This window comes from Pseudoalteromonas shioyasakiensis, from assembly GCF_024518675.1.
Classification (GTDB): Bacteria; Pseudomonadota; Gammaproteobacteria; order Enterobacterales; family Alteromonadaceae; genus Pseudoalteromonas; species Pseudoalteromonas shioyasakiensis_B.
The window spans coordinates 553,213-566,451 of sequence record NZ_JANIGL010000003.1; the positions used below are offsets into that span (position 1 = coordinate 553,213).

Annotated in this window: 9 protein-coding genes; 3 read left to right on the forward strand and 6 right to left on the reverse strand. The window is 41.9% G+C overall.

Features of this window, described 5'->3' with window-relative positions:
• The first annotated feature begins 34 nt into the window (after positions 1 to 34).
• Complete coding sequence (locus tag NQT69_RS11875) at positions 35 to 2,431, forward strand: TonB-dependent receptor (protein WP_256827878.1); 2,397 nt, start codon at positions 35 to 37, stop codon at positions 2,429 to 2,431.
• A 60-nt stretch (positions 2,432 to 2,491) separates the two neighbouring features.
• Complete coding sequence (locus NQT69_RS11880; RefSeq protein WP_256827879.1) at positions 2,492 to 3,451, forward strand: carbohydrate kinase family protein; 960 nt, start codon at positions 2,492 to 2,494, stop codon at positions 3,449 to 3,451.
• Between the two features lie 71 nt (positions 3,452 to 3,522).
• Here the strand turns inward: NQT69_RS11880 and NQT69_RS11885 are convergent, their stop codons facing one another.
• The 6 genes from NQT69_RS11885 to NQT69_RS11910 all read right to left on the reverse strand — a co-directional run bounded on the left by NQT69_RS11885 (position 3,523) and on the right by NQT69_RS11910 (position 11,106).
• Entirely contained in the window at positions 3,523 to 4,986 is a 1,464-nt protein-coding gene (locus NQT69_RS11885; protein WP_256827880.1) for a carbon starvation CstA family protein, read from the reverse strand.
• 221 nt (positions 4,987 to 5,207) lie between these two features.
• Positions 5,208 to 6,125, reverse strand: coding sequence for a carbohydrate kinase family protein (locus tag NQT69_RS11890; RefSeq protein ID WP_256827881.1), 918 nt, complete (start codon positions 6,123 to 6,125; stop codon positions 5,208 to 5,210).
• A gap of 2 nt (positions 6,126 to 6,127) precedes the next feature.
• On the reverse strand, positions 6,128 to 7,651 hold the full coding sequence (locus NQT69_RS11895) for a mannitol dehydrogenase family protein (protein ID WP_256827882.1): 1,524 nt from the start codon (positions 7,649 to 7,651) through the stop codon (positions 6,128 to 6,130).
• A gap of 22 nt (positions 7,652 to 7,673) precedes the next feature.
• Complete coding sequence (locus NQT69_RS11900) at positions 7,674 to 9,395, reverse strand: purine-cytosine permease family protein (RefSeq protein ID WP_256827883.1); 1,722 nt, start codon at positions 9,393 to 9,395, stop codon at positions 7,674 to 7,676.
• A gap of 71 nt (positions 9,396 to 9,466) precedes the next feature.
• On the reverse strand, positions 9,467 to 10,429 hold the full coding sequence (locus tag NQT69_RS11905; RefSeq protein WP_256827884.1) for a sugar-binding transcriptional regulator: 963 nt from the start codon (positions 10,427 to 10,429) through the stop codon (positions 9,467 to 9,469).
• A complete protein-coding gene (locus tag NQT69_RS11910) occupies positions 10,426 to 11,106 on the reverse strand; it encodes an HAD family hydrolase (protein ID WP_256827885.1) in 681 nt (226 codons plus the stop codon). The genes NQT69_RS11905 and NQT69_RS11910 overlap by 4 nt, the downstream gene beginning before the upstream one ends.
• Positions 11,107 to 11,458: 352 nt before the next feature.
• On the opposite strand from NQT69_RS11910, the gene NQT69_RS11915 reads away from it, so the two are divergent.
• The gene (locus tag NQT69_RS11915) at positions 11,459 to 12,997 is read left to right on the forward strand and encodes a catalase (protein WP_306174024.1); all 1,539 of its coding nucleotides are present in this window, start codon (positions 11,459 to 11,461) and stop codon (positions 12,995 to 12,997) included.
• The last annotated feature ends 242 nt before the right edge of the window (positions 12,998 to 13,239 follow it).

Genomic DNA, 13,239 nt, shown 5'->3' on the forward strand with positions numbered 1-13,239 from the left:
CAACCCACTGGGTGAGTAATCAACGAGGCATACCATGACAACATACAACACATCACTATATTTACTTAGCTCACTTGCTCTTGCTGTAAGCCAAGGGCTCTATGCAGAAGAAGCACAGCAAGCTGATCAAGCCAGAAAAGGCTTAGAAACAATTGTCGTTACAGGGGTACCAAGACGCTCAACAATTATGGAGTCTAGTGTATCGGTAAGCAGTGTATCTTTGAGCGAAATTGAAGTAGCAACGCCTCGCTCTACAGCAGAAGCATTTAGAATCATCCCAGGTGTTCGCTCTGAATCAACTGGTGGCGAAGGTAATGCTAATATCGCTGTTCGCGGTTTACCTGTCGCATCTGGTGGCGCTAAATTTTTACAATTACAGGAAGATGGCCTTCCTGTAATGCAGTTTGGTGATATTGCATTTGGTAATGCTGACATCTTCATGCGCCTAGACAGCACAGTACAAACTGTTGAGTCAATTCGAGGAGGTTCAGCATCAACAGCAGCCAGTGATGCCCCAGGCGGTATTATTAATCTTATATCAAAAACCGGCGAAGAAGAGTCTGGCAGTGTTGCAACTACGATTGGCCTTGATTACGACTCTTTAAGAACTGACTTTGAATATGGTACCTACTTAAACGATAGCGTGCGTTTTCATGTTGGTGGCTTTATTCGTCAAGGTGAAGGCCCTCGTGAAGCGGGTTACACAGCAAACAAAGGCGGCCAAATAAAAGCCAATATCACAAAAGAATTCGATACCGGTTATGTACGCCTTTACTACAAGCATTTAGACGATCAAAGCATTGGCTATTTACCAATGCCTATGTACGCCGACGGCAGCTCAATAGAAGGGTTTGACGCCCAGTCAGATACACCACATTCTGCACAATTTTTATCAACGACTCGCCTTGATGGCAACAATCAGATCAGCCAAGGTGACATGCGCAATGGTATGAACCCGCAAGTAGATGCGGTTGGCTTTGAAGCTGTATTTGACCTAGATAACGACTGGCGTATTGAAAATCGCTTTAGAAAATCATCTGTGAGCGGTAACTTTACTTCATTGATCCCTGCTGAAGTAGGCAACGCAAACGATATTGCCGCCAGCATTGCAGGCTCAGGCGCTACGTTAAGTTATGCAACAGGTGGGGCGCAAGGACAAGCATTTACCGATGACCTTGCTATGCGCATTCATACGTTTGATGTAACCATGAATGATTTCGGCTCTATTGTTAACGATTTAAAGCTTACAAAAGAGTTTGGCGAAGATACCAGCCTGACATTTGGTTATTATGCATCAAGTCAAACTATAAGCATGTCATGGCTTTGGAATTCTTATCTGATGGAGCTTAAAGGTGATAACGCCGCTTTATTAGATGTTTACGCAGCAAATGGTGATAGTTTTTCTGATAGCGGCTTATACGCTTATGGTACACCTTACTGGGGCAATTGCTGTCAACGTAACTACGATACCGACTACGAAACTCGCGCACCGTATGTGGCTTTTTCTACCAAATTAGGTGATGTAAGTATTGATGCCAGCGCTCGCTATGATAGTGGTGAAGCAAGAGGTACTTACGCCGGTGCAGTGACATCAACCGTTGATATGAACCGTGATGGTAGTATTTCAATTCCAGAACAAAATGTTGCAGGGATTGATATTAGTAACCCAAGCATCGTCAATTATGATTGGGACTACGCGTCTTACTCTGTAGGTGCAAACTATCAAATTGACCCAAGCCTAGCTGCATTTGCCCGTATAAGCCAAGGGGGGCGTGCAAACGCTGACCGCTTATTATTTGGTAAAGTCGCAGCTGATGGCTCTGTTGCTGATGAAGATGCCGTTGATGAAGTAAACCAGTATGAGTTTGGTGTTAAAAAACGTTTTGATTCATTATCAGTTTTCGCAACCGCATTTTATGCTGAAACGGAAGAGCAAAACTTCGAAGCAACATCACAGAAATTTTTCGACCGTGAGTATGAAGCAAAAGGTATTGAGCTGGAATCAACTTACTTCTTAGATGCTTGGGATTTTCGCGGTAACCTAACCTGGACCGATGCTGAAATTGCTAAAGATGCATTAACTCCAGAGGTAGTAGGTAATACGCCTCGCCGCCAAGCAGATTTTATTTACTCACTAATGGCACGCTATAACTTTGATCAAGGCTCTGCAGGCTTAAGCTTTATTGGCACAACCGATGCCTATGCCCAAGATAATAACGATCTGAAATTTGATGGCTATACCCAGGTCAACGGCTTTGTTAGCTACGACCTATCAGAAAACCTTAACCTTGCCTTTAATGTAAATAACCTATTCGACACGGTGGGGATTACTGAAGCTGAGGAAGGCAGTGTGCCAGAGAATAACATAATACGTGCTCGGGCAATCAATGGCCGCACTACATCATTAACATTAAAGTACATGTTTAACTAGTTAAGCAGACCCTCCCTTTGTTTGTGCCCAGCTCTAGCTGGGCTTTTTAAGGTTTTAATAATGAACAAATTACTAAGCTTTGGTGAGTTACTTATTGATATGCTACCTCATGATAGTAAAAACTCAGCTTACTCCCCTATTCCAGGTGGTGCCCCTGCTAATGTCGCTGTTGGCTATGCAAAGCTAGGCGGTAACGCTACATTTTGTGGTGGCATGGGCGATGATAACTTTGCAGCTCAGTTAACTGATGCCTTAACAGAATATAATGTAGCCACTGATTACTTATTTACAATTAAAGACTCGCAGACAGCGATGGTTATTGTCAGTTTAGATGAACAGGCAGAGCGTAGCTTTAATTTTTATCGTCACGAGACTGCTGACCTATTGGTAAACGAACAGCACCTAGAACAAATACAATGGCAAGATTTCTCTGCCCTTCATTTTTGTTCGAATACCTTAACTGACTCACACGCAGCAAACACGACACTGAGCACTTTAAAGCACGCGCGCCAGCACGGTATGCTGACAAGTTTTGATGTGAACTTACGCTATAGCTTATGGCAACAACCTGATGACATCGCTGCAACCGTTGAGCGATACTACAGTTCTTGCGACTTAATAAAGTTATCGCGCGATGAGCTAGAGTTTTTAGCCAATCAACACGCTATTGAGCCAAATAGTTTTATTGAAAAGTTACTCAACTTAGGGGTAAAGCTTATTTTCATTACTGATGGGCCAAACCCAGCTAAAGCGATTAGCAGTGCATTTTCTATTGAGCAAAATGCCCCCACAATTACAGCGATAGATACAACAAGTGCTGGCGATGCATTTATTGCGGGTGTTTTATATTACTTTCATCACTTTAATACCAAGCTGCCCGTCACAGAGCAAATTTGCAATGATAAAATTGTCGCACAAGCAATGGCATTTGGTTTACGTTGTGGGGCAAAAGCGTGCTTAAAAAAAGGTGCGTTCCCTGCACTTCCTTATCTTGAAGAAGTCCTTCACAACGAGTGTTGAAAATTCATACAAACCATGGATACAAAAAAGCGGGCAATACCTAATTGCCCGCTTGATTGAATCTCTACCCGTTAAGCTAACTGCTTTTTATGTTTTGTATGAACCACAGCCAACCCTATCAAGCCTACGACCGCAACAACAGCACCAATTGGCTTACCTAAATCACTTGATAAGTTAAAGCCTATGGCCGCAGTCATAATGTACGAAAGTGTCACAGCTGAAGCGATAACTGCTGGAACGCTTGCAATCCAATGGAACGCACCACGATCAAATAAGTACTTGGTTGCAAGCCAAAGTACGCTGGTCGATAACAACATATTTGAAAACGCGAAGTAACGCCAAATCAGTGAGAAATCGAGTTTTGTCATAAAGAACGCTATTGTCAAAATAGGCACAGCTAACAATAAGCGGTTACGTAAACTTTGTGGAATATTAAACGCATCAACCACCGTTAAGCGTAGAGAGCGAAACGCCGTGTCGCCTGAGGTAATTGGGAATACAGCCACGGCAATAATTGCCATAATTCCACCAAGAACACCTAAGTAACTATTGGCGATGTGATTAACCACAAGCCCAGGACCACCGGTATCTAGCATTGCCTTTAAGCCTTCATAGCCTTCTGGGAAGGCCGCAATACCCGCAAGTGCCCATACACAACCGACAATACCTTCACACATCATAGCGCCATAATATACTGGGCGTACGTACTTTTCGTTGGTTAAACAGCGCGCAATAATAGGTGCTTGTGTTGAATGGAAGCCACTAATTGCACCACAGGTAATCGTAATGAACAATAAAGGCCAAGTTGGCAGTCCATCAGGGTTTGGTGATAAAAAATCATGAGCGTGATCGGCTTCAAAGTAAGCTAAAAAGTCACCGGCAACGGGTAAGTGCGGTGCATTTAACAGTAATGACACAGCCACAGCTACTGTCATTACAATCATTAATAGACCAAAAATAGGGTAAAATTTAGTGATGATTTTATCTATTGGTAGTAAGGTCGCTAAAAAGTAATACGCCAAAATAGCCAACACCCAAAAAGTATTATTTGCTAAAAACGTATCTTTAAATAAATCCAAATTACTCAACAGGCCCGCAGGGCTCATGATGAACACCACACCCACAAAAAACAGCAGCATGGCAGTAAAAATTAGCATAAAGCCTTTAAATATCACGTTGTAATATTTACCTGCTATTTCAGGTAAGCTTTTGCCATCTTCTTTGATGCTCATTACACCCGAGAAAAAATCATGTACGGCACCGCCTAAAACATTACCTAAAACAATCCAGACCAAGGCAACTGGCCCGTATAATGCACCAAGTATGGGACCAAAAATGGGGCCCACACCGGCGATATTTAAAAACTGAATTAAAAATGCACGAACCGGGTGAATAGGCACATAATCAACGCCTTCACTGAATCGTGTTTGCGGTGTCGCGGCTTTTGGGTCCATACCCGCTTGTTTTTCTACAAATGGGCTATAAAACTTATATCCCAATATTAAAATAGTTAGACAGATAAAAAAGATTATCATTAGCACGTTTCTCTTTTTGTATGAGTGATGTAGAGCGTGTTATCGGCCGCTCCGCCTTTCAATCCATGAATAATCGACGCACGTTAGCAGGGCTTGTGTGAATGCACAATAAGACTATGTGATAAGAATGCAAATTACATAGGTACAAACCATTGTAGGGATTAAAAAATAGGCAATAAAAAAGCGGTTTTAAAAAACCGCTTTCAAAAATAGCATTTGGATCAAGCTGGATCCATAAACTCATTGATTTGTTGGTGACTCAATAATGGCGTAGCACCGTGACTTTCGGCCACCATAGCCCCCACGGCGCAGGCAAAATCTACACTGTATTGAGGGTTATCATTACTACAAAGCTGATATATCAGGGCTCCTAAAAACGAATCCCCCGCCCCTACTGTATCCACAACGCTGATCAAGTACCCTGAGTTGTAATAATTAACACCTTTAATGGTCAGCAACGCACCGTGGCTTCCTTTTGTGACACACAAATAATCAGTGTTGGTTTGCTCAGCAATAAACGCGAGGTTTTGTTCAAGTGAGTGATACTTGCATCCCATCGCTTTTGCAATTTCATAAAGCTCATCATCATTGAGTTTTATGAAATCAGCTTTGTTCATCAACTCAATTAGCGTGTTGAGTTGATAGTGTGGTGCCCGTAAATTAACATCAAATACTTTAAAGTTTGCCACTTCAAGTAATTGCTGCAAAGTAGCCAACGAAGGCGCGCTGCGACCAATTAAGCTACCGAATACAAATACATCATCGCTAGCGACTTTTTTAACCAAGGTATCTGTGAGCGCGATGTTATCCCACGCCGTGTCAGCAACAATTTCATAGCTTGCACTGCCGCTACTATCAAGGGTCACTTCAACGGTACTCGTTGGCTTATCGTTATTTAGAGCAATGTAATCACAGCTCACTCCTCTTGCGGCTATTTCGCCTAGTAACTCTTTTCCAAGCGCATCATGGCCAACGGCACTAATCATGTCGGCTTTAATGCCCAAAGAGTTTATTCGTACACACATATTTAATGGCGCACCACCTAAACGTTTACCTGAATCAAAACAATCCCATAACACTTCGCCAAAGCAACTAATTGTTAATTCACTCGCCACTTTTTGATTTATTAATACGCTCATTTTTACTTGCTCTTGTTAACTAAAGTCGCAGCCATAACATCTTTTATTTGGCTGTTCGGGGCATAGATAGCAGCAATAGCACGGGTATATTGACTGATAAACTCATCATTATTGGCTAACTCACCAAAAATACTACCCTGTTCGATAAACGACGTCGGTGTCGTCGTCGTTAGTTTAGCTGCAACACTTAACTCGTGTGCCATCGCATCATGAATATCAATTGTGTTACCTTGTTGGTTCACGCCTCTATCACTATATAAGCACCAACTTGCAATCACTAGGGCTGCCAATGCTATATCACGACCTTGAGCAAGGTTGTCGCTAATGGTTGCAATCAAAAATTTGGGTAATTTCGCTGAGCTCTCAGAGCAAATTCGCGCTAAACTATCTTTAATATTCGGGTTTGCAAAGCGTTCTATCAACGTATCTTTATAACCGTCCAGATCAATGCCTGGGAGTTCGTCTAATAGTGGTGTGACTTCTAAATCCATAAATGCACGAAGGTATTGAGCAAATAAAGGATCTGATACAGTTTCATCTATGGTGCTGTAACCATGTAGTTCGCCTAATAAACCAAGTACTGAGTGGCCTGCATTTAATAAGCGAATTTTCATTTTTTCATACGGCGTTACATCGCCAACAAACTGCGCACCAACGGTATCCCAGTTTGGCCGACCATTACTAAATGTATCTTCAATAACCCACTGAGTAAAAGACTCGCACGTGATTGGCCAACCGTCAGTTACGCCGTAAGCTTGGCTCACATAATCAATATCAGATTGTTTTGAAATGGGTGTAATACGGTCAACCATCGCATTAGGAAATGCAACATGTTGCTCAATCCAATGCGCTAATTCACTATCTTGTTTTTGTACAAAAGCTAGTAACATTTTGCGCGTAACATGGCCATTATGCTGAATGTTATCGCACGATTGCACTGTAAATGCAGCTAAGCCCTGCTCTTTACGCTGCTTAAGCGCTGCACTGATGTAGCCAAATGCAGTTATAGGCTGCAATGGGTTTGCAATATCATGAATAATATCAGGGTTGGAATAATCAAATTCGCCGGTAGCTGGGTGTAAGTTATAACCCCCTTCCGTGATGGTCAACGAGACAATTTTTGTATCCGGGTGAGCCATTTTATCGATAACCGCTTGTTTGTTTTCTGGTGCAAACAAAAACTCAACCATGGAGCCGATCACTTTATTATCAACTTGGCCATTTGGGTGGCGAACAGTCAAAGTGTAAAGGTTATCTTGCTTTGCAAGAACATCACGCAAACCACGGTTTGCCTCTAATAAGCCAACACCACAAATTCCCCACTGTTCATTACCTGGGGTTTTCAGTAATTCATTAATATAGGCGGCTTGGTGGGCACGGTGAAAACCTCCCACACCAATATGTACAATCCCTGATTTTACTTTGCTACGGTCGTAAGTAGGAACATCAACAGTATTGCCCAGTGTTGCAATGCTGTGCTGATTTAGCTCTTGAACTTGAGCTTGTGTGTGTTGTAATTGAGTCATATCGTTGCCTTACTAAACAGATTTACGATGGGGTATTTAAAGCTTTATGGCGTTTTAAAGACCAATAAGCAGTAGCAAAATAAAGGAGCGTACAAATAAAGCACACTATTTCAAAAAGTGACTTGTTATCTTTATATATGCTCATAGTGTCGCTAAAAAACATCACTTGGCTGGCAAAAATAACAATTGTGATTAAAGATAACGTTGATATCGCATTTAATATTTTTGTAAAAACCGATGTATCTATTACAGCGGGCGACAATGATTTAACAGCCTCTTGTTGATAAGCTTTTATGGCTTTTAATTCTGCTGCATCGGCAATAATGGCCTCACTATAATCTTCATTCGCGCCGTATTGTTTAGCTAAAATGGTATAAACAACAATAGTGAAGAACCACGTTGGAATGAATAAGTAATAAAACGACATCACATCGAGTGCATTTAAACCAAAACCAAATACCAAAGCTGCAGCCCACGCGCCAATAGCAGGCACACTGCGGGTTATGTTTTTATATTTCGCCCAGTAACGAGTTAAGCCAATTTTAGGAAACAACACGTGCTCAGCAAACACAATACCGCCCACAGGCACTACGATTAAGCCCGCATAGGTTAATAGCGGTAACATCTGCGAAAATACAAAAGGAAAACACGCAATAATAACAGTGACCACGCCTACAATCGCGGTGGTACGTTCACGTGAATGGTTAGTAAAAATAGATTGAGCAGCTAAACCAGCGCGGTAAAGGTTAGCATTAGCCGTCGTCCAGCCTGCAATGATGATAATTACAAATCCAGTCCACCCAAGCGCATGATAAGCAACATCGCCCGGATCAAGGGCTGAAATAGTTGTTTTAAGTAACACCGCCGCCCCTGCACCCATGATACCGGCTGAGATCCATGCTAAATAGTGACCAAAAAACATACCCACGCCAGAAAACAAACCATAGCTTTTACGTTTCGCAAATCTAAAAATGGCCATATCTATTAAACCAAAGTGAGTAATAGAATTTGCAGCCCATGCAAAGCCGATGACCTCAAATAACCCGATGCCTTTTTCACCCTCGGCATTGGTGCCGGTCCATATAGAGGCATCGCCTATGGTAATGAAATCGCCTAATCCTGTTAGCGAAGTAGACCCTAATACATGGTTTGATAACTCAGGGAAAAGTGCAAACGAGCCACCAATAAAAATGACAAACAACCAAGGAGCACATAGCTTTGAAAAGTCAGCCACAGTAGAAAAACCATACATAGCAACAAACACTACGATGGAACCAACAGCCAGTACAATCGCGACAAACCAAAAGCTATTGGGATACCAGTTCAGTTGCGCGGGTATATCAAATAAAAACCTAACCGCAGTGGAGGAGACAGTGATCATCGCCGCCGAAATAACACTAAATATCACCACATTTGCCCAATTATAGAGCTTGGTCATTGAGTTGCCTGCAATTTTATTTAGGTAGTTATATAAACTTAACCGAGTTTCTACTGCAATTGGCGCTGTCAGTAACCACCATGAACACATGGCAAGTAAATTACCAATCAATAGACCGAGTAAAATATCAATCGTTGAGGCGCCAAGTGCCACAAATGTTGCACCAATTACAAACTCAGTTGCTGCAACATGCTCACCGGCATATAACCCAGCAAAGTGCTTCCAACCGTGTAGCTTATGTTGAGCAACGGGTAGCTGCTCTTCATTCACTTCACTTAAATTAGGTGTGTTTTGATGTGTTGTCATTATCACTTCCTGTGCCCATACAATTACTCGTACCCTTGTACGAATAACGGTTCAAGGCGTGTTATTAATTTTTATGAGATACGTTTAAGAATTTGCTCGGCCGTGTACTCGTTGGTGATCAACGAATTAATCAATTTGCCTTTTAGAGCGCTTGTTATTGCTGCCACTTTTTCAGGACCTGCAGCAATGCCAAACACAGGTTTAGCTGCATTCACTTGCAGTGGTGCGCTAAGTAAGCATTCGGTCAATGTATTTTGTATAAGATCACCGTTTTCATCATAGAGCCAACTGACCACTTCACCTGCTACGCCTGTTTGTTGAAACGATTGCAGCTGTTCGGGTTCAATAAATCCATCCATCAATAACGGTGAGTTTTGTGTCATATGACCAATGCCGACAAACGTTGCATCAGCATTAGCGGCTAAATTAAAAATACTTTTTACAGGAGCGAGGTCATGTAACAATGCTTTTTGCGCTTGTGTTTGAGCAAACAAAGGCAAAGGTAATGGGAAATGCTTTGCGTTGACTCGATTAGCCATACTAACCACAATATCAAACTTTGAAGCTGAGCCGTCTTGCATCATGTTGCCCACAATGGAAACTAACTTATGCTGCTCACACTCCATATTGGGTAATTCATCTATACACGCTTTGAGTGAACGCCCGGTACCAAATGCCAACGTCTTCGGCTGTTTTGACTTTAAATAACGCTCTAATATTTTTGCGCCACTTTGCGCAAGGCCATAAGTTGAATTAATATCGGTTGGATCACTCGGTGCAATTTCACACTCGACTAAATTAAATTTACTTTTAAGTTGCTCAGCCAGTTCCATACAACGTGTAATAGGATGATCTAATCGCACTTTGATTAAGCCTTCGCTGACAGCCAATGCAACCAACCGCTGTGCTGACTGACGTGAAACGTCTAGCTTTTGCGCTATCTCATCTTGAGTATTTTTTGCCACATAATAAAGCCACGCAGCACGCGCTGCGTCTTCTAATTTTTTTAGTTCAGTGTTTGATTTTTGGTTCATAATAATGACTTGTGTGTGAGAGTTGGAAAAGCGGCAAAAAAAGACTGCCAGTGATCAAGCAATGCTACATCTGGGAAGTTAATATGCACATGATTAACACCTCGGTTTAAGTGCTGCCCGCCAAAATAATGCATTACTTGCATGCCAGCACTAAGGGCTGCTTGCACACCAGCACTGCTATCTTCAATAACTAAACAGTTTTTTGCTGAAACGTTCATTGTAGCTGCTGCATGCAAAAACAAATCAGGCGCGGGTTTACCTAAAGCGACCTCTTCACTAGTGAAAATATTTTTAAATAACGAGTCAAAACCCACTGCATGCAAAGCTTTTTGCGTTCTTAACAAACTACTACTTGTGGCGATACAAAATGGTACGTTTAGATTTAACAATATATTTTTAATGCCTGCCGTTGGCTGTAAATGCTCAGCAAACATAGTAACTAGCGTATTTCGGTAATCACTTTCAAATTGGCTTGGCAAGTCAACGCCAAAAGCTGATGCTATTTTTTCGCTGACAGTTTTAAAACTACAGCCTAGAAAGTGTTGCTGAACATAGTGGGTATCTATATGAATACCTAAATCACTCAGCATCTGTATCAATACACGAGCACTAATTATCTCGCTGTCGATAACAACACCATCACAATCAAAAATAATAAGTTCTACATTATCGGTCATTGTGCCACCTTTTTGTGCAACTAAACGCACACCTCACCATTTTGAGCATTAGCCCAACAAGTGGGCATATTCTCTTTTAGCTGAGATAATGTCAATAAAAAGTGAATCACTATTGCACCATTATGAGCAATTCAGCGGCATTAATTATAAAAACCCGTTGTTTCAAAAGCGCTAACTGTCGCTGTTAGACTTAAGTCTAATAACTAAATAAATTCTGTTTAGTTTTTGTTTTAATCAAAAATACAAATCACACCAATCTAAACAATCAATTTTACCGAAGCATATCGATTGCATACACTGAGCTCAGTTAAAAGCTTGCACGGCGCAAGTTGATAAATAGATGAGGTCAACGATGAATACTCAATTAAACAAGATGAACAATAAATCTGCTCTAACATTAAGTGCTGTAGCGCTTGCAATGGCTCTACCTGCAAGTGCAGTAACTACGCTCACGAAAGACAACGGCGCAGCAGTTGGCGATAACCAAAATTCAATCACTGCCGGTGAGCGCGGTAGTGTGTTACTTGAAGATGTACAATTAATTCAAAAATTACAACGTTTCGCTCGCGAACGTATTCCTGAGCGTGTAGTACATGCCCGTGGTACAGGCGCGCACGGTGTGTTTATAGCAAGTAAAGAGCTCGATGATTTAACAATCGCGGCACCATTTAGTGAAGCAGGCAAAGAAACTGAGGTGTTTGTACGTTTCTCATCGGTTATTCACTCTAAAGGTAGCCCTGAAACGCTGCGCGACCCACGTGGGTTTGCGACCAAGTTCTACACTGACGAAGGTAACTGGGATTTAGTGGGTAACAACCTACCTGTGTTCTTTATTCGTGACGCAATTAAATTCCCAGATATGGTGCATTCACTAAAGCCATCACCGGTTGATAATATTCAAGATCCGAATCGCTTTTTTGACTTTTTCTCATATGAACCTGGTTCAACTCACATGCTTACGTGGGTTTACAGTGACTACGGTACACCTGCAAGCTTACGAAAAATGGACGGCTGGGGCGTACATGCTTATAAAATGATAAATAAATCAGGCGATGTTAAATACGTTAAGTTTCATTGGGTAAGTCAGCAAGGAATTGACAACTTAGACGCTAAAGAAGTGGCTAAGGTACAAAGCCAAGACTTTCAACACCTGACTCGTGACCTATACGCCGAAATTGGTAAAGGTAACTACCCTAAATGGGATCTATATATCAAAACACTTGATCCATCACAGCTTGATGATTTTGACTACAACCCGTTAGATGCAACAAAAATGTGGTTAGATGTAAAAGAAACGAAAGTAGGTACTATGACATTAAATCGTATGCCAACTAACTTCTTCCAATCAACTGAACAAGTTGCAATGGCACCGGCTAACATCATTCCGGGTATTGAGCCATCGGAAGACCGCTTATTACAAGGGCGTGTGTTTTCATATGCGGATACACAAATGTATCGCTTAGGTGCAAACCACCAGCAACTGCCAATTAACCGCGCAAAAGTGGAGGTTGTAAATTACAACCAAGACGGCGCAATGAACTATGGCGACACCACCAGTAACGTGAACTACCAACCGAGTCACGAAAACGTGGCTGAAAACCCTATTGCACGTAGAAGCCAAACGCAGCTAAAAGGGTATGTTCAACAAGCGGCTATCAAAAAGCAGCAGAACTTTGCTCAAGCTGGCGTGTTATATCGTGGCTTTAGTAAGCAAGAGCGTACTAACCTCATCAATAACCTAGCCGGTGATTTAGGCAAAGTACAAAACAGCGATGTGAAACACAAAATGCTCAGCCATTTTTACAAAGCCGATAGCGACTATGGCACGCGTTTAACTAAAGCTGTAAACGGTGATATTAAAATGGTTAAACAACTGGCGGCAAAACTTTAATTATTAAAGTAATTTAACTCCCAACCTTGACGAGGAAACTGAGGGTCTGTTGACCTTTTAAGATTAAGTTTGCAGCAGTCTGTTTGGTATTTAGGCAAGGCAGCGCCTATGTAGTGTGGCTATTCCCCATAAATAGGCGATAACGCAGCATCAATGCCAAACAGGCGCTGCCCTTTGGGTTCTGCCTCGGGGCGATTTACTCTTTGTTGCTCGGTTTTTACTTAGCCCACTAGGTTACAAAC